Here is a 17,588-nt window from a genome sequence, read left to right as displayed (position 1 = left end):
GTCCTGGGAACCGTGTGGGCGGCGCTGCATCTGGGCAATATGCTCTCGCTGCAGAAGCAGGATATGCCGGTCAATCCGATCGCTATCGTCGCGGGAATGGTCAAGGGCGAACTGCGCTGGCCCACCGGTGCCACGGTTGCGCCCCCCCCCCGGACCCCCCCCGGGTCCCCACCCCCCGCCGCGGGCCGCAGTGCGCCCGCGACCATGCTATCCGACGCCCGACTGGACGTACGACCAGGGCGAATCGCCGGGTGGGATCCACTACTGACCGAGCCGCGACCCAGTTGCTCACCGGTGATCATCGGCCGCGGGCCGAGCCGGCTGGTCCAGAACCGGCAACCGAACGTGATGGCGATTTCCTGCCAGCGTCCGTGCCGGGATTCGCGTTTGCTCGAAGTGCATCAGCAAACGCGAAAGGACCGAAATGGCAGAGAATATCGTGGTGGTCACCGGTGCGACGCGCGGAATCGGCCGGGCAACCGCCACCGCGTTCGCCCGCAAGGGATACCGGGTGGTGGTGACGGGCCGGCGCGCGGAAGCCGTGGACACCGTGGTGCGGGATCTGCGTGCCGAAGGTCTCGCCGCCGAAGGTGAACTGCTGGACGTGTGCTCGGTCGACAGTGCCCGCTGCCTGGCCGAATCCCTCGGCGAGCGGTACGACCACATCGACGTGCTCGTGAACAATGCCGGGATCCTCCCCGAGGCAACGGCCTCCGGGACGGTGAACTTCGCCCACCCCGGCGCCTTCACCGAGACCCTGATGACCAACACCTTCGGCCCCGCCAACGTGATCGAAGCCCTGCTGCCGCTGGTCCGGCGGGCTCCGGCCGGGCATATCGTGAACGTCTCCACCGAGATGGGATCGCTGTCCGAACAGCGCAACCCGGAATCGGCCTACTACTCGATGGTGGTCCCCGGGTATCAGGCGTCGAAGGCGGCCCTCAACAGCCTCACGGTGGGTCTGGCGAAACTCCTCGCGGATACCCCGGTTCGGGTGACCTCGGTGTGCCCGGGTTTCGTCGCGACCGAACTCGCCCCGGCGGCAGCGGCCGCGCCGACCACACCGGACGATGCCGCGCGGATCATCCTGACCGCCGCGGAATCTGCCGACCCCTGCCGCAACGGGGCCTTCGTAGGCGCGGGCGGGCCGATTCCCTGGTAGTCGGACTCCCGAACTAGCCGGATGTCCTGGAGGCGGAAATGATCTGCTGTTCGGCGTAGGTTACGAACGAATCCAATTCCGCGCCTCGGTGGGTCCACTCGTCGGTGACTTCGCCCAGGTAGCCGGCCCGGGCGAGACGGAGCACCGCGGAGTGCCCGGCGGGCAACCGGGATACGAGCGCTTCGGCCGCCTCCGCCTTGGACATCACGACGCCCGATTCGGCAGTCACCCACATCCGGGCGAGTGTCAGCACGACATTGCGCTCGTCGCCCCGTACGCCGGCGATCAACTCGGGTAGGCCGGCGACGATCGCGCGGACGAGGTCGCTCGCCGGGACCGGAGCCAAGAGCTGCGCGGCAGGCGGGCCGAACAGCGTCGACGAGGAATCGCGCACCATGGTGGTGAGAATCGTCAGGTCCGGGTCTTCGGTGGGTGCGGGCAGATCACCCCGCTCGAACTCCGCGCGCAGCCATTCGCCGTAGACGAATTCCGAGCGCGGCGGGAAACGCCACGGCACCACCTCGTCGCGGACCACCACCGTGAGTTCCACCGGCCGAGCCGGACCGGACCGCGGCCACGGGCCGGAAATACGTAACAGTGTCTCGGCCAACGCCTTTCGTACCTCACCCCCGAGGGGATTCTCGACCAGTGCGAACAGGTCGATATCGCTGTCGCGACGTAGTCCGCCCGCCACCGCCGAACCGTAGAGATACAGTCCGGCCAGGTCGTCGCCGAGCACTTCCGCGATGGCACGGGCGATCGGGGTGGCTTCGGTATTCGGGTCCGGTAGTGCTCCCATATCGTCACCATAGGCGCACCGGCGGACGGGCCAAGGGGAAAATCCTGCTTCCGGAGGATTACGGATGGGGGTTGTCACGGAGGCGGTGGGACCCCGCGGTGGCCTAGGTTCGAGGTGATGCCCGGCGGGCGGGGGATCGTGTGTGGGGCCGGAGACCGGCCAGGAGAGTGAGGTGCGGTGTGAGTGCCATCGATACGGCGGTCGTCGAACCCGGTGCAGATCCGGCCCCGCCTGTGACGGAAAAGGTGCGCTGGCCGTGGGCCGCGCGGGTCGGGTTCCGCTTCGGTGTGGTCTACACGGTCCTGTTCTGTGTGATGATCGGGCAGATCGTTTTCGCCCTCGTCGCGGTATTGGATGAATGGCTTCCCGATACCGCGCCGATGTGGCCGCTGCAGCAGGCCGCGCCGGTCCTGGAGTGGGTGGGCCGGACGGTATTCGGGGTCGACGCCGTATTCCAGGAGATGTCGGGTAGTGGTGATCAGACCGCCATCTGGGTGATGCTGTTCTGTATCGCCGTTGTCGCCGCCGTGGTGGCCCTTGTCTGGACGGTGCTCGACCGCCGCCGCCTCGCCTATCCACGGCTCGCCGCCTGGTTCCTGACCGGGCTGCGGCTCTGCCTGGCCGGGCAGATGCTGTTCTACGGTATCGCCAAGGCGATACCGAGCCAGATGCCGCCGCCGTCGCTGTCGACGCTGCTCCTGCCGTACGGCCAGCTGACACCGATGTCGGTGCTGTGGTTGCAGGTCGGCAGTTCGCCGGTATACGAAATCCTGCTCGGCGTCGCCGAACTCACCGGCGGGCTGCTCCTGCTGCTGCCCCGCACCGCCACCTTGGGGGCGATGCTGAGTGTGGTGAGCATGGCGCAGGTATTCGTCCTGAATATGACCTTCGACGTACCGGTCAAAATCCTGTCCTTCCACCTCCTGGTCTTCTCGTTGGTGCTGCTCGCTCCGCAGGCCCGCCGGTTCGCCGATTTCTTCCTCCTGGCCCGCCGCACCGAGCCCGCGGTCCAGCCCTCGCTGTTCACCACCGCCCGCGCCAACCGGTATGCGACCTGGGCGCAGGCGGCGATCGGGGTCTGGCTGGTCGCCGGGATAACGTGGGTGGGCTGGAACAGCTGGCAGGAATTCGGTGGGGGAGCACCGAAACCGGAACTCTACGGATTGTGGGAGGTGACGGAGTTCCAGGTCGACGGCGAGCCGGTGCCTCCCCTGCTGACAGACGAGACCCGCTGGCAGCGACTCGTGATCGAAGTCGAAGGCGCGGTGACCATTCAAGGAATGGATGGACGTCTGATGGGTGTCCCGGCGGAACTGGACCCGGCGGCACACACCCTCACCGTTGTCACCGCTCCGGGCACCGAGGAGCCACCGGCCACCTTCTCCTATGTGCGCCCGGACGCGGAACACCTCCGCCTGGAAGGTGAACTCGACGGCCGCTCGACCCGGATCGAGTTCAGCGCGGTCGACCCGGGCGCCTTTCCATTGAACGGCGATGGGTTCCACTGGGTGCAGGACTTCCCCAATGCGGGATGAATCGTCCTTGTTCCGCAGGGGCGCAACGGCTACCGTTGACGTCGGACGAAGTTCTGAGGGGGAAATATGCAGTTTCGGAATGCCTTTCGTGTGGCCGTTGTCGCTGCGGCAAGTTGCACCGCGCTCGGTGGGTTCGTTCCCGGAGCTTCCGCACTCGATCTCGCACCGGGAGTTCACTGCGACGGGGCACGATGTACCAATGACAACGCCGAGGCATATGTCATCCATGGTTTTGTGACCTGTTCGGTATTTGCTCCGCCTTTGCCATCGCCTGACCCGACTGTGCCGCCCGCCTCCCCGTACACCACCCGAACCGATCCTTGGTCGGAGGTTTTCGAGCCGGGCACCACCCGGGACGTCACCCCGGGCTGTAGCAGTGGGCAGCCGATGGGCTGGACATTCGGCGGCGCATATCCGCGATCACAGGTCCCCACCGGGTCCGCCATTCCGGGCGTCGGCTGAGGTTTCGAGTAGACGCCCGCCTGTGTACCAGGCGTATCGAGCCGAAGTTGCCGGGGCACTGCGGCATGGCAGTCGAGGTGGCGACTTCCAGTGGTGGCCCGAAAAAGGCTGTATTCCAACCGGTTCCGCCTACCTGCCGCTGGGCTGAACAGTACCCGCGGGGCGGCTTCGGTGGCTATTCTGGCGACCACCGATGCTGAGTGTGATGAAAGGCTGTTGATGATCCCCGAAGACTCAGGGCAGTCCGGGAGCAACGTTTTCGACGACGGTGAGCCGACCGCCGCGCGGGTATACGACGTGATGCTGAACGGTAAGGACAACTACCGCATCGATCGCCAGGTGGCGGAAGCCAGTCTTGCCGTCATGCCGGAACTGAAAGAGATCGCGCTGCACAACCGGGCGATCCTGCACCGGGTGGTGCGCCACCTCGCCGTCGAGGAGGGGATCACCCAGTTCCTCGATATCGGTTCCGGTCTGCCGACGGCACGCAACACGCATGAAGTTGCGCAGGAAGCGAATCCGGAGGCGAAGGTCGTCTACGTCGATATCGATCCGATCGTGCTCGCCTACGGCCGGGCGCACCTGGAGACCAACCCCAACACCCGGGTGGTCACCGGCGATATCCGCAAGCCCGGCGAGGTACTCGCGCACCCGGATGTACGGGAACTGATCGACTTCGACAAGCCGGTGTGTGTGATGCTCGTCGGAATCCTGCACCACATTCTCGACGAGGAAGACCCGAAGGGAATCGTCGCGACCTTGCGCGCCGCGGTGCCGCCCGGTTCGTACTTCTTCATCACCAACTTCACCCGGCTCAGCGACTCCCGCGAAAGCGAGGAGCTCGAACAGGTGCTGCTATCGCAGCTGGGAACAGGTCGCGTGCGGACACCTACTGAACTGGCCGAATATTTCGACGGGCTGGAGATCCTGCCGCCCGGTATAGTCCCCCTGCCGCTGTGGCGGCCGGAGGAGATCGTCACCGACGCCACGACCATCGGGGTGCGTTTCATGACGGGTGGAGTCGGGATCAAGAGGTGATCTGACCTCGGTCGCGGCTGTCTACGGCCAGGCCGGCCGGCGCAAATGGCGCCCGTTCGCGCGGTAGCGCCCGAGCCTGGTGCCTGCCCGAGTTCATCGAACCGGGTCGTAGACCTCGAAACCGAGGTGTTCGGCGACGGTGGCCATGGTCTGATCGTGGGTGACGACGGTGAGGTTGTCCAGTCCGCTGCGTAGTGCTGACGCCAGGTGAATAGCGTCGAGTGTCTTGATGTGCGAGATGATCGCCTCGGCCTCATGGAGGACGGCGTGGTCGACCGGGACCACGTCGACGTAGTCGATGATCTTGCTGCGGTCCAATACGGACAAGCCTTCTCTGCGGAGGACTCGTGTCATCTCGGTGCGCAGCAGTCGGGAAGAAATGATCCTGCTCTTCGGATCCGCAGTGGTGCGGTCGAACCATCCGGCGGCCTCGGGGGAGTGCCCCAGCATGATTCTCACGGCGACCGAGCTGTCGAGGTAGTACGACCTCACCACTCGCCCTTCTCGGAATCCAGGAGCTCCTCGATCGACCCCGCACTCCGCAATTCATGTCGTTCGATCGAGCTGGTCTGGGCACCGCCGTCGACTGCGCGCGGGATGATCTGGGTCGATGACACCGCCGGGACGATGTAGCCCACCCGATGGTGGTGCCGGGTGAGCTCGTAGACCTCGCCGGCCTCCACGTCAGCGATCATGGCGGACGGGTTCTGACGCAATTCGCCGACGCTGATCGATTTCATGGAGTCATCCTAGCCGAAAATGTCTACGACTATCTACGGCCTGGACCTGTGGTCTTTGTTTCCGAAGAGCTCATACGGCGGCGGTAGGACGCCGGGCTGGTCGGGAGCTCGTCCGTCCGGGATAGTGCCCGGTAGGTTCAGCAGTTCGGCGGGGCCGGGCGTCGCGCGGAACCGGTCACCGCTCTGCCTGCCACTGCGCGCAGGATCCGGTCAACTCATTGCGAGTCAGGGCTCTCCCGGGATGACCCCCGGTTGGTCGGGGGCACGCTGACCGGGGACGGGGCCGGTGATGCCCGGCTGGCCGTCGGGGTCGGAGAGCGGAGCGCCGGAGGAGGTCTGGCCGGGAGGCGGTGGTGGTGAGGCCGGGCCGGGGTCGTCCGATTCCGGAGGTGCTTCGGCAGCAGGAGGTGGTGCTGGGGCGGGAGGTGCCGGCGCGGGCGGGGGTTCCGGCGGTGCGGGGGCACCTGGGGGCTGGGGCGGCGGATTGTCGGTGGGGGCCGGGATTTCCGGTGCGGGTTGTGGCGTCGGCTGCTCGTTGTCAGGGCTCGGCGCGGGGGACTCGGATGCGGGTGGCGGCGCGGCGGGTGGAGGGGCGGGGATGGTGCCCGGTTGGTTCGGCAGTTCGGGGTCCACGGTGTCCGGTGCGGTGCCGGTGGACGACGGTTGCGCGGGGGCGACCTGTGGGGTGGTGAGAGGCGGGGCCAGCGGGGGCAGGGCTCCTGGCGGTGGGGGTGGTTCGGGGAGAGCCGGGACTCCGCTGCCGGCGGCGGTGTAGGCAGGTTTGTAGACCATGTTCATGGTGAGGATCGCCTCTTGGCGCAGAACTTCCTGCACCATATCCGCGTCGATCACCTTCGCTGCTTCCAGCAGGCGGGCCAGGGCGCCGACCGGGCCGGTATTGCCGGGTGGCACCACCGCGACCTTCACCGCCTCCGCGGCCGCGGCCACCGCGCCGAGGCGCAGACCGACCTGGCCGACCACTCCGGCGAGTTCTTCGATGGATTCGGCGAAGCTGCGAGTACAGGCGAGTGCGGCGTCGGCGGCCTCGCCTTCCCATTCGGCCTCGTTCATGACCAGGTTCGCGTTCGCGCGGGTGAGGGGGAAGGTGCTCTGCAGGGTGGCGGCGGCATTCATCCAGGTACCGGAGAGGCGCAGGATCTCACCGGCGTCGATCTGCTGGGTGGCCTGGTAGATGTCCTCGTGGCGCATGGCTTCGAAATGCTCCATGGCGCTGATGTAATCGGGGTCGGTTCCGCTCATCGGGGGATCCTCGCTTCGACGGAGCGCACGGCCGCAGCGTTGGCGGCGTCGGCTTCCTCGTACAGACCGCCGCTGAGCAGGAACGCTTCCTTCATGCGGTAGGCGGCTTCGATGTAGTGGTCGAGCAGGGCAGCGGTATCGCGCGCTTTGTGACCGAAACCGGCTTGGAGTTGCCGGGCGGAGTTCAGGCCGCCGAATCCGTGGGGGTCGGCGGCGTCGGTGAGGTTTTGCCTGAGCTGAATCAGCTGGTCGGCCTGCCGGTCGTAGAAATCGGCGCAGCGCCGCGCCGCCTCGGGATCGAACTTGACGGTTCCCGCATGGGCTGCCTGGCGGAACCGGACGATCTCGGCTCGACTGTCTTCGATCATGACTGGCGTACCCCTCCGTCGGTCACGCTCAGCCTAATCGCAACCGCGGGTCGCGGACAGCGGGTCGTTGTGATCGGCGATCAGGCGGGGATCCGCTTCTGCAGGTGCGCGGCGAGTTGTTCGGTGGAGGCGGGCACGATGTGCACGGTGTCGTCGGCCTTGAGTAGGTAGCGGCCGTCGTTCTCCAGGTCGAGCCACGTGTAGTGCACTGCGGGCGGTGGTTTCGGCCGGTCGAGGTGCGCCTCGATCCGGATATGGCCCTGGGCGGTGTGCGGGGCGCGCAGTAGTTTGCGGATCGGGGCCGCGGCGTGTTCCTCCTGGACAACGGTTTCGGTATCGCGCACCGCCGCGGTGGAGGCGGTGCGTGCGGGATGGCGCCCGGCCCGGGATTTCGGGAGCAGGGCGGCCAGGCGAGCACCGAGTTTGGTGCTGTGACCGATGGACAACCGGATGGTGCCGCCGAATTCCGCGGTACGTCCCGGCTCCTGTACCGCGAGGACAGCGCGGTCGTAGACGACGCAACCCAGTGCGCGCAGTTCCCGGCCCGGTTCGGTGGCACCGCCGATGGCGATTACGCGAGTGTGCGGGTCGGCGAGGATGCGCAGGCAGGTGTCGCGGTCTGGGTCCGGGGGGAGGCGCTGGGCGAGTTCGGCGTAGAGCGCCTGGGCGTCGCGTTCGGTACGCGGCGATTCGAGGACACGCAACGGGTAGGGGAGCCGGTCCAGGTCGGCTTGGCGCCATATGTGCGCGAATTCGTCGGGGGTCAGGCTCCAACTCACGCGGAATCACATCCTCACCGAAACCTGCGCGGGCCACCACAGCCTAATGGGTGCCGCCGGGCGGGGCCCAGCCGCACTGCTTGTGCCGGCGGAGCGAAAAGGTGGTATGCCGTGGGCTGCTCGTAACGGCCGGTGGTCGGCGTCGGCGAGATTGTGGGCTAACACAACACCCGATCGGACGATAGACAGGGTGTCCCTGGGGTTTACTCGTGCGGAACGGGCAACGATGCGCCGCCGCGGCAGGCAGGGTTGGAGGTCGGTTCTTGCGGGTGCTCTCAGCGGACGACACCGAAGCGGATATCGCGGCGCTCGGTGGAGGTAAGGCACGGGGGCTGTATGCGCTGGGGACGGCGGGGGCACGGGTTCCGGAGTGGCTGGTGCTGGGCGCGGATGTGTTCGCGGAGGTCGCGGGCGCGGCGGGGCTGGATGAGTTGCTCGGCGAGCTGGCCGGTGCCCGGGATATGGATGTGGCGCTCGAGCTGGCCGGGCGGATACGTGCCGATATCGCGTCGGCGGGTGCGGTGATCGACGGCACCGGGTTACCGGAGTTGGTGCGCGCGGCTCACGTTCGCCTGGGCAACGGCCCCCTCGCGGTGCGCTCATCGGTGGTGGGTGCCGGTGATGATTCGAATTCGTATGCAGGGCTGTTCGATTCATACTCGAACGTCGGTCCGGGGGAAGTGTTCGATCGGGTGCGGGATTGCTGGATCTCGGGCTTCTCCGAACGGGCGGTCCGGTACACGTTCGCGCGGAACCTCGTGCCGGTGACCAGGATCGCCGTGCTGCTGCAGCGGTTCGTCGCGGCGAGGGCGAGTGGTGTGCTGTTCACCCGGAACCCGTGCGGTGCCGCCGGCGAGGTAGTGGTGAATGCGGTGCACGGTTCGGGAGAAAGGCTGGCTGCTGGGGCTGTCGACGCCGATACGGTGGTGGTGGACCGGGCGGGCACGGTCGTCGCACGGGTCACCGGCGGTAAAGAGGTCGAATACGTACCCGCGGCCGGGGCCGGGGCCGAGGTGGTGGCGGTCGCGCAACCTCGCAGGTCGGGGGTCGTACTCGGTGACGAGGACGTCGCGCTGCTCGCCGGCCGCGGCCGGGCGCTGGCCGGTGCGCTGGGCGGGCCGCGAGATATCGAATGGGCGGTCGATGCCGACGGGTTGTGGTTTCTGCAGGCACGGCCCATCACCACGCTGCAGGATTCGCCGGGGCAGGCGGGCGGGCTGCATCCGGCCGGTTATCGATCCGGGCGTATCGAAAGACCCCAGGCGCTGCTGCTCCGCGGAGAGGAGCCGGCTGCCGCAGTGCTGCGCGGCGCGGGCGAACCGGTGGCGCCGGGGGAGCCGCGGATATGGGCCGCTGCCACCGGTTTCGAGAGCCTTCCGGGGCCGATGTCACCGCTGGCCTTCACCATGGCCGCCGATATCTACGGCCGGGTGTACCGGGGCTACGCGCGGTCGCTCGGTGTGCCGGAAAGCCAGCTGCGGCAAATGGAGTCGTGGACCCCGTATCTGCTGGGCATCTTCCACGGCCGGGAGTACGTCAACCTGCTGCATCGGTATCGGACGGCGGGCATCGCACCCGGCTACTCGCTGGCCCGCCCTGCGCTCGCGGCGGAGTCCGGCGTGGGCGAACCGCTACCGGACGATCACGCGAAATCGCTGCAACCCTTCACTTTCGAGAACGGCTGGCAGAGGGCGTGGTCACGGATCCGGACCACCATCCTCTACCTGCGCCGGATACTCGCCATCGAGGCGATGATGCGGGAATTCTGCGCCGAGTTCACCCGCCTGTCCGACCGCTACGACAGGATGGAATACCTCCACGGGGAACACGCGTACGCCGAGTACCGGCGACTCGATCGGGACCTCGTGCTGCGGTGGGGGCCGACGCTGGTGCTGGACGCGATCCTGCTGACCTGCACCGGCACTCAGCTCCTACTGACGAAAGCCTTCCTGCCGGGAGCTCCGGAACCGCTCGTGAACCCGCCCGCCGACCCCGGTTTCGACCCGGACGCCTATCTCGACGCACACCTCGGCGGAGTTCGCCGGTCGCTCTACGACCGGGTGCGTGCCCGAACCGCCCACTACGCCGCGTACCGGGAACAACTGAGGCACTGCCGTGCCCGCGCGTTCGGGGTGATCGAACAGATGATCCGGGTGATGGGGCGCGATCTCGAGGCGCGCGGAATCCTCGGCGATGCCGCCGATATCTTCGCGCTGACCGTCGAGGAGCTGCGCAACTGCTACGACCGGGTCCCGATGCCGGGTCTGGCCGATCGGATCACGGTACGCAAGGTGGCCCGGACCACCGACGCCGACCTGGTCGCGCCGGCGCGATTCACGACGATCGGCCCCGGGCTCACGGATGCGGAACTGGCGGAGCGGGGCTGGGTTCTGCTTACCGAAACCCCGCCCGCCGCGCCCGGCGATGTGCTGGCCGGGTCGCCGTCGGCGGCCGGCGTGGTCGAAGGCATCGCCGTGCTGGTGGACGAACCGCGCGATGTGGCAGGCGCGATCCTCGTCGTCCAGCGCGCGGATCCGGGCTGGGTGACGGCGTTGCCGTCGGCGGCGGCGCTGGTGTCCGAACGCGGCGGTCCGCTCGTCCCGGTGGCGATCGTCGCCCGCGAACTCGGGGTGCCGGCGGTACTACAGGCCCCGGGCTGCCGCCGGAAATTGCGGACCGGAATGCGGATCCGCGTCGACGGTACGGCAGGAACGGTGACGGTGCTTTCCGGAGGAGGCCACGGCAATGGAGCCGGATGAACAGAGAGCGGCCCGCGACCTTCCGCAGATCGGCACACTGGCCGGTCTGCTGACCGCGCTGACGCCGCAGCGGCAGAAGGTCGCCGCCTATCTCGCCGACACCTATGTCCTGGAGATCGTGGAACAGCTGGCGCGGTTGCGGATCGATGCCGGCGGTTTCGCCCTCCGGCATTCGCTGATGCTGCTGAAACCGGACGCGATCGTCGCCCGGGCGGTGGACCCGGTATTGAAATGGCTCTCCGAGAACGGTTTCCGGGTCGTCGACGCGATGACCGTCCCGGTGAACCGGCATCTCGTGCGCGCGCTGTGGTACTACGCCTGGAATATCGCCTCCCCGGAGCGCCGCCGGCTGGCCGATCTGCTGGCGGCGGTATCGGACTGCCTGTTACTGGTGGTCAGTGCTGCCCACGGCGACCTCCCGGCCCCCGTGCGGCTCACCGAGGCCACCGGCCCGGCCGATCCGCGGCAGCAGCAACCCGGGCAGCTACGCCACCGGCTCGGGCAGCGCACTACCCTGCTGAATCTCGTGCACACCCCGGACGACCCCGCCGATGTGCTGCGCGAGCTCGCGATCTACTTCGCCGAGAACCAGCGTGCGGAGGTGATCACCCGCGCCTACACCGGCGCCGATCGTGCCGAATCCGCGCGCGAACTCGCCGACGCCCTGTACGCGCGCACCCCGGGCCGGTCCTTCGACCCCGCCGTCGCCGTCGACCGGGTACGACGTGACCTCGAACGGGCAGGTACGCCCGTACCGGCCGATTTCGATGCCGGCGACGACGCCGCCTGTGCCGGTGTCCTCGACCGGGCCCTGATCGCCGGACGGGATATCGACCCCTGGTCGGCGGTTGTACTCGGTTCCCGGGTCCTGCCCCTACGCGCGGAGACCGGGAAGCCGGCGTTGCCGCCGGTGACCGCCGCGGACTGGCGACGGGTGCACGGACGAGTGAGGGCGCGGCCCTGAGCGGACGGTGGGCTGCCGGGAGTGACCGGTGCGCCGGGATGGCGCTGGTTCCGGGGCTGCCGACAACCTGGGCCGACAGCCGGGCATGAGCGCTGTGGAAACCGGCCTGGGCCGGCATCCGGGCGTGATCGCTGTGGAAACCGGTCCGGCGATGGTTCCCCGGCGGGTAGTCGCGGTGTGACCGGGCGGTTCGACCTGCACGCCGACCACTGTCGGTGGGCTGCGGCAGTATGGGGCGCATGACCACGGCACCGGGCAGCACTCGGAACGAGACCGCAGCGATCGGCGACGGGTTGCGGGGATATGCGGAAGAGTTACTGCGTGAGCTGGCGGGCCCGGCCGCGCGGTTGCGCGACGACCAGTGGGTCGCGATCGAAGCCCTGGTGGTGGATAAACGCCGGGCCCTGGTGGTGCAGCGCACCGGCTGGGGTAAATCGGCGGTGTACTTCATCGCCGCCAAACTGTTGCGCGCGCAGGGGCGCGGGCCCACGGTGATCGTGTCACCGCTGCTGGCGCTCATGCGTAACCAGGTCGCGGCCGCGCGCCGCGCCGGGGTGGTGGCGGCCACCATCAACTCCGGAAATGTCACCGAATGGGATGAGATCCACCAGCAGGTCGCGTCCGGGGTGGTGGATGTGCTGCTGGTCAGCCCCGAACGGCTCAACAATCCCGATTTCCGCGATCAGGTTCTGCCCCGGCTGGCCGCCGACGCCGGACTGGTGGTCATCGACGAAGCGCACTGCGTTTCCGACTGGGGCCACGATTTCCGGCCCGACTACCGGCGTATCCGCACCCTGATCGCCGACCTCGGCACCGATGTACCGGTGCTGGCCACCACCGCCACCGCGAACGATCGTGTGGTGACCGATGTCGCCGGTCAGATCGGCACCGACACCCTGGTCCTGCGCGGCAGCCTGGACCGCGAATCGCTGCATCTGTCGGTGGTCCGGTTCGACGACGCGGTGGAACGCACCACCTGGCTCAGCGGCCACCTCGACGAGCTGCCCGGTTCCGGAATCGTCTACACCCTCACCGTCGCCGGCGCACACGATCTCGCCGATGTGCTCACCTCGCACGGCCACCGGGTCGCCGCGTATACGGGCCAGACCGATCCCGCCGAACGCGAAGCACTCGAGGCCGCGCTGCTGGACAACGAGGTCAAGGCCCTGATCGCCACCTCCGCGCTGGGGATGGGCTTCGATAAACCCGATCTCGGTTTCGTGGTCCACGTGGGGGCGCCGTCGTCGCCGATCTCCTACTACCAGCAGGTCGGCCGTGCGGGTCGTGCGACCGAACGTGCCGAGGTGGTCCTGCTGCCCGGCCCCGAGGACACCCGTATCTGGAGCTACTTCGCCTCCGTCGCCTTCCCGCGCGAACACGTGGTGCGCTCGGTCCTCGAAGCGCTCGACCACGAACGCCCGCAGTCCACGGCAGCCCTCGAACCACTGGTCGAGTTGAACCGGTCGCGTCTGGACATGGTGCTGAAGGTGCTGGATGTCGACGGCGCCGTCCGCCGGGTCCGCGGCGGCTGGCTGGCGACAGGGCAGCCCTGGACCTACGACGCCGACCGCTACGAGCGCCTGGATGCCGCCCGTACCGCCGAACAGCAGGCCATGCTCGACTATCAGCAGACCACCGGTTGCCGGATGGAATTCCTGCGCCGCCAGCTCGACGATCCCGCCCTCATCGGCGCCGCCCCGGGCACCGGCACCTGCGACCGTTGCGACAACTGCACCGGAAACCATCGCGACACCACCGTCGATACCGAGGCGGTCGCCGCGACCCGGGCCCGGCTGGACCGCCCCGGATTCGATCTCGCACCCCGCAAACAGTGGCCCACCGGGATGGCCAAACTCGGTATCTCGCTGTCCGGAAAGATCGCCGACGGCGCCGAAACCGGCCGGGTCCTGGGCCGCCTCAACTCCCTGGGCTGGGGCCGGCGGCTGCGTCCCGTGCTCGACGGGCCCGACGGGCCGGTTCCCGACGAAGTGGTGCAGGCGTGCATTCCGGTGCTGCGGGAATGGGATTGGGCTGTCCGGCCCACCGCGGTACTCGCCCTGGAATCACCGGACCATCCCGTACTGACCACATCGCTGGCCGAACGCCTCGCCGATATCGGCCGTCTCCGCAATCTGGGAACCCTGCACCTGCGTCCCGATCACCTGCCGGTATCGGCGGTCAACTCCGCGCATCGGGTCGCCGCCCTGTACGACTCCTGGGAGGTTCCCGACCTGTCCACCGCCGACGGCCCGATCCTGCTGGTCGACACACTCACCGACTCCGGCTGGACCTTCACCGTCGCCGCCTGGACCCTGCGCCGCGCCGGAGCGCCCGCGGTTCTGCCGTTCGCCCTGGCCACGCCGACCTGATAGGTGCCTGATCCGGCACGGCACCCCGGCACACTTGTCTCCGTGCACTGCGGTGGTGCTCAGGAATGTGCGGGATCGTCGTCGAGATCGACCTCGTCGCGGTCGGCCCAGTCGATCAGCCGGGTGAGATCGAAGACCGCGTCGTCGATACCGGCGTGGAGGTCGCCCAATTCGCGGTAGCGGCCGGGGACGGTGGCGACGGTGAAATCGCGCGGCTCGATATCCGGTATCTCGTCCCAGGTCACCGGGGTGGATACGGTGGCGGCGGGGACACCGCGGACCGAATAGGCGGCGGCGATGGTGTGGTCGCGGGCGTTCTGGTTGTAGTCGATGAACAGCAGTCCGGGGTCGCGGTCGCGGCGCCACCAGGTGGTGGTCACATCGTCGGGCGCGCGGCGTTCCACTTCCTTCGCGAAGGCCAGCGCCGCCCGGCGCACCTGCTGGAATCCGTGCTCGGGCGCGATCCGGACATACACGTGCAACCCCGAGCCGCCGGACGTTTTCGGCCAGCCCACCGCGCCGATCTCGTCCAGCACCTCCTGTACCACCCCGGCCACCCGCTGCACCCGCGACCACGGGCAGTCCGGCATGGGATCCAGATCGATCCGCCATTCGTCGGGGCATTCGGTATCGGCCCGGCGCGAGTTCCAGGGATGGAATTCCACCGTGGACATCTGCACCGCCCACACCACATCGGCCAGTTCCCGTACACAGAGTTCGTCGGCGTGCCGGTTGTAGCGGGGGAAGAACACCCGCACCGTGGGCACCCACTCCGGCGCACCGGCCGGTAACCGCTTCTGGTGCACCTTGTCACCCGCGAGGCCCTTCGGGAACCGGTGCAGCATGCACGGCCGGTCCCGCAGCGCGTTGACGATTCCGTCGCCCACGCTCAGGTAGTACTGCACCAGATCCAGCTTGGTGATGCCGCTTTCCGGGAAGTACACCCGGTCCGGGTTGGTGATCCGCACCTCGCGGTCGCCCACTGTCAGCTCCACTGCCGCGCCCGTGCCGCTGCCCATTCACCGACCCTAACGGCCGCGACGTGTTTAAGCTGGCCGATACGCAACGAGTCGGCGGGAAGGACACACATGCTCACCTTCGACACCGTGATCGAACTCGCCGGAAAGACCGCCACCGGGTTCCGGGTACCCGCCCATGTGGTCGAGGAACTGGGCAGCGGGAAGAAACCCAAGGTGGAGGTCCGGATCGGTGGCCACACTTACCGCAGCACCGTCGCGGTCTACGGCGGGGAATACATGCTCCCGTTGAGCGCCGAGAACAGGAACGCGGCCGGTGTATCGGCGGGGGAGACCGTCACGGTCGGCGTCGAACTCGATACGTCGGAACGCACCGTCACAGTCCCCGGCGATCTCGCCGCTGCACTGGCCGCGGACCCGGGGGCGCGGGAAGCATTCGATGCGCTATCCTACAGCAAACAACGCGCGCATGTGATCGCGGTCGAATCGGCCAAACGGCCCGAAACCCGGGCTCGCCGGGTGGAGAAAGTCGTCGGCGAGCTGTCGGCCTGATTCCGTCCCTACGAGCCGGCGGTGGTCCCGGCCGGGCGGGACTCGATTCCGGTAGCACTGTCCGTGATCAGGCTGCCGAGCAGGGCGAGCGAACGTTCGGAGGGTGATCCGGGCTCGGCGTGATAGGCGATGAGCAACTGCCCCGGCGCCCCGCTCACCGCGAAACTCTCGTACGCCAGCGTCAGCTCCCCGACCATCTCGTTGTGGAACTGTTTGATCCCCGAGGTTTTCGCCCGGACATCGTGGCGGGCCCACAACCGGCGGAATTCGTCGCTCTTGAGGGAGAGTTCGCCGACGAGTTCGGTGAGCCGCGGATCGTCGAGGTCGGTGCCCGCGGTCGCGCGCAGGCTCGCCACCGTATCCGCCGCGATCCGGGACCAGTTCGGGAACACTTCGCGGGCGCGGGGGTCGAGAAAAACCATCCGTACCTGATTGACGCCCGGGACCGAGCAGGCGTTCACCGCGGCCGCCAGCGGGTTCGCGGCCAGCACGTCCAGATGCCGGCCCAGCACCACCGCGGGAGTGTGGGACCACGCCTCCATCAACCGCAGCAGGCCGGGAGTCACCCGCTCCGGGCGCCGCGGCGGACGTGGACGCGCCGCCGTGGGCCGGGCCAGTTCCCGCAGGTGGGCGGTCCCTTCGTCGTCCAGCGAGAACACCCGGGCCAGTGCCGTGACGACCTGCTCGGAAGGATGTTTATCGCGACCCTGTTCGAGCCGCACGTAATAGTCGGCGCTCACGCCCGCGAGCATCGCGATCTCTTCGCGCCGCAACCCCGCGACGCGGCGCCGGCCACCGCCGGGAAGCCCGAACTCCTCCGGCCGGACCAGTTCGCGGCGGGCCCGCAGGAACGCGCCCAGACGGTTGTCGGAATTCATGGTTTCAGGGTATGTGCAGGGCGAGCGGGCCGGGTGGCCCTGCGACTACCAGGAAATCCGCGACCTGGTAGCGGCCGGTACAGGGGGCGAATGTTGTGGACATGACGAACAACGAGAATCTGAACGGCCGGGTCGCGGTAGTGACGGGAGCCTCCAGTGGAATCGGCGCCGCCACCGCGCGGCGGCTGGCCGCCGACGGGGCCCGGGTCGCGTTGCTGGGCCGGCGTAAGGAACGTATCGAGGAACTGGCGGCCGAGATCGGCGATGCCGCCGTGGCAGTGGTCGCCGATGTGGCCGACCGGGATTCGGTGCGCGATGCGGCCGCCACCATCCGGGCGGCGCTCGGGCCGGTGGATCTGGTGGTGGCGAATGCGGGCGTCATGCTCGGTGCGCCGTTCGAATCCGCGGAGGTCGGGGAATGGGAGCAGATGGTCGGCACCAACGTCACCGGGTTGCTGTACACGGCGCGGGCATTCATCGACGATCTGCTCGCGGCGGCGGGCGACGGCCGGCGGGCCGATCTGGTGCTGGTGGGGTCGATCGGCGGGCATGCGATCTTTCCCGAATACGCCGTCTACGGCGCCACCAAGGCCGCGGTCGCGCATCTGACCCGGAATATGCGGGCAGAATACGGGCCACGAGGTGTGCGGGTGAAGAGTATCGAACCCGGTTTCGTCGGAACCGAACTCGGTGCCGGGATGAGCTGGGCGGCGCAGCGGGAGCAGCTGGACGAGTGGCGTTCGTCCATGACGATTCTGGAACCCGGGGATATTGCCGAGGCGATCGCCTTCGCGACCTCGGTCCCGGCGCGGCTCAATATCGCCGAATTGATTCTCATGCCGACTCCGCAGGGCTGATCGTCGTTGTGGTGCGGTCTTGGGGGGCCGGCGCGGCGGCGGGGGGCCCCGCGCCCAGCCCCCCCCCCCCGACCCCGCGGCCCGCACCC

General features: G+C 68.3%; 15 protein-coding genes and 1 pseudogene. 8 read left to right on the top strand and 8 right to left on the bottom strand.

Features of this window, described 5'->3' with window-relative positions; translation table 11 throughout:
- Positions 1-424: 424 nt before the first annotated feature.
- Positions 425-1,162, top strand: a complete 738-nt coding sequence (locus tag QH196_RS10415; protein WP_280415562.1) for an SDR family NAD(P)-dependent oxidoreductase — start codon at positions 425-427, stop codon at positions 1,160-1,162.
- A 13-nt stretch (positions 1,163-1,175) separates the two neighbouring features.
- Here the strand turns inward: QH196_RS10415 and QH196_RS10410 are convergent, their stop codons facing one another.
- Positions 1,176-1,961 carry an aminoglycoside adenylyltransferase family protein gene (locus QH196_RS10410; protein WP_280415561.1) on the bottom strand — a complete coding sequence of 262 codons (786 nt, stop codon included), beginning with the start codon at positions 1,959-1,961 and terminating at the stop codon, positions 1,176-1,178.
- A gap of 179 nt (positions 1,962-2,140) precedes the next feature.
- Between QH196_RS10410 and QH196_RS10405 the strand changes: the two genes are divergently transcribed.
- The gene (locus tag QH196_RS10405) at positions 2,141-3,496 is read left to right on the top strand and encodes a DoxX family protein (RefSeq protein WP_280415560.1); all 1,356 of its coding nucleotides are present in this window, start codon (positions 2,141-2,143) and stop codon (positions 3,494-3,496) included.
- 681 nt (positions 3,497-4,177) lie between these two features.
- Positions 4,178-4,996 carry an SAM-dependent methyltransferase gene (locus QH196_RS10400; RefSeq protein ID WP_280415559.1) on the top strand — a complete coding sequence of 273 codons (819 nt, stop codon included), beginning with the start codon at positions 4,178-4,180 and terminating at the stop codon, positions 4,994-4,996.
- Between the two features lie 93 nt (positions 4,997-5,089).
- Here QH196_RS10400 and QH196_RS10395 read toward each other — a convergent pair whose 3' ends face one another.
- The 5 genes and pseudogenes from QH196_RS10395 to QH196_RS10375 all read right to left on the bottom strand — a co-directional run bounded on the left by QH196_RS10395 (position 5,090) and on the right by QH196_RS10375 (position 8,143).
- On the bottom strand, positions 5,090-5,488 hold the full coding sequence (locus QH196_RS10395; RefSeq protein WP_280415558.1) for a type II toxin-antitoxin system VapC family toxin: 399 nt from the start codon (positions 5,486-5,488) through the stop codon (positions 5,090-5,092).
- Between the two features lie 98 nt (positions 5,489-5,586).
- Positions 5,587-5,736: pseudogene (locus tag QH196_RS32345) on the bottom strand (type II toxin-antitoxin system Phd/YefM family antitoxin); the annotation flags it as partial.
- 225 nt (positions 5,737-5,961) lie between these two features.
- The gene (locus tag QH196_RS10385; RefSeq protein ID WP_280415556.1) at positions 5,962-6,996 is read right to left on the bottom strand and encodes a hypothetical protein; all 1,035 of its coding nucleotides are present in this window, start codon (positions 6,994-6,996) and stop codon (positions 5,962-5,964) included.
- The gene (locus QH196_RS10380; RefSeq protein WP_280415555.1) at positions 6,993-7,364 is read right to left on the bottom strand and encodes a hypothetical protein; all 372 of its coding nucleotides are present in this window, start codon (positions 7,362-7,364) and stop codon (positions 6,993-6,995) included. The genes QH196_RS10385 and QH196_RS10380 overlap by 4 nt, the downstream gene beginning before the upstream one ends.
- Before the next feature lie 80 nt (positions 7,365-7,444).
- Complete coding sequence (locus QH196_RS10375; protein WP_280415554.1) at positions 7,445-8,143, bottom strand: ESX secretion-associated protein EspG; 699 nt, start codon at positions 8,141-8,143, stop codon at positions 7,445-7,447.
- A gap of 269 nt (positions 8,144-8,412) precedes the next feature.
- On the opposite strand from QH196_RS10375, the gene QH196_RS10370 reads away from it, so the two are divergent.
- The 3 genes from QH196_RS10370 to QH196_RS10360 all read left to right on the top strand — a co-directional run bounded on the left by QH196_RS10370 (position 8,413) and on the right by QH196_RS10360 (position 14,235).
- Positions 8,413-10,902 (top strand): PEP/pyruvate-binding domain-containing protein, encoded by a 2,490-nt coding sequence (locus tag QH196_RS10370; RefSeq protein WP_280415553.1) that lies wholly within the window; start codon positions 8,413-8,415, stop codon positions 10,900-10,902.
- Positions 10,889-11,866 carry a nucleoside-diphosphate kinase gene (locus QH196_RS10365; RefSeq protein ID WP_280415552.1) on the top strand — a complete coding sequence of 326 codons (978 nt, stop codon included), beginning with the start codon at positions 10,889-10,891 and terminating at the stop codon, positions 11,864-11,866. The genes QH196_RS10370 and QH196_RS10365 overlap by 14 nt, the downstream gene beginning before the upstream one ends.
- A gap of 239 nt (positions 11,867-12,105) precedes the next feature.
- Positions 12,106-14,235, top strand: coding sequence for a RecQ family ATP-dependent DNA helicase (locus QH196_RS10360; RefSeq protein WP_280415551.1), 2,130 nt, complete (start codon positions 12,106-12,108; stop codon positions 14,233-14,235).
- Between the two features lie 59 nt (positions 14,236-14,294).
- Here the strand turns inward: QH196_RS10360 and ligD are convergent, their stop codons facing one another.
- Positions 14,295-15,254 (bottom strand): non-homologous end-joining DNA ligase, encoded by a 960-nt coding sequence (ligD, locus tag QH196_RS10355; RefSeq protein WP_280415550.1) that lies wholly within the window; start codon positions 15,252-15,254, stop codon positions 14,295-14,297.
- A 69-nt stretch (positions 15,255-15,323) separates the two neighbouring features.
- Between ligD and QH196_RS10350 the strand changes: the two genes are divergently transcribed.
- A complete protein-coding gene (locus QH196_RS10350) occupies positions 15,324-15,764 on the top strand; it encodes a YdeI/OmpD-associated family protein (protein WP_280415549.1) in 441 nt (146 codons plus the stop codon).
- 8 nt (positions 15,765-15,772) lie between these two features.
- On the opposite strand, the gene QH196_RS10345 is transcribed toward QH196_RS10350, so the two are convergent.
- Entirely contained in the window at positions 15,773-16,642 is an 870-nt protein-coding gene (locus tag QH196_RS10345) for a helix-turn-helix transcriptional regulator (protein ID WP_280415548.1), read from the bottom strand.
- Between the two features lie 101 nt (positions 16,643-16,743).
- Here QH196_RS10345 and QH196_RS10340 point away from each other — a divergent pair, with 101 nt between their 5' ends.
- Positions 16,744-17,499, top strand: a complete 756-nt coding sequence (locus QH196_RS10340; protein ID WP_280415547.1) for an SDR family oxidoreductase — start codon at positions 16,744-16,746, stop codon at positions 17,497-17,499.
- Positions 17,500-17,588: the final 89 nt, after the last annotated feature.

This window comes from Nocardia carnea (genome assembly GCF_029868325.1).
Taxonomy (GTDB): Bacteria; Actinomycetota; Actinomycetes; order Mycobacteriales; family Mycobacteriaceae; genus Nocardia; species Nocardia carnea_C.
The sequence above is the reverse complement of the archived record's forward strand: the minus strand, read 5'-3'. Positions and strand labels throughout refer to the sequence as shown.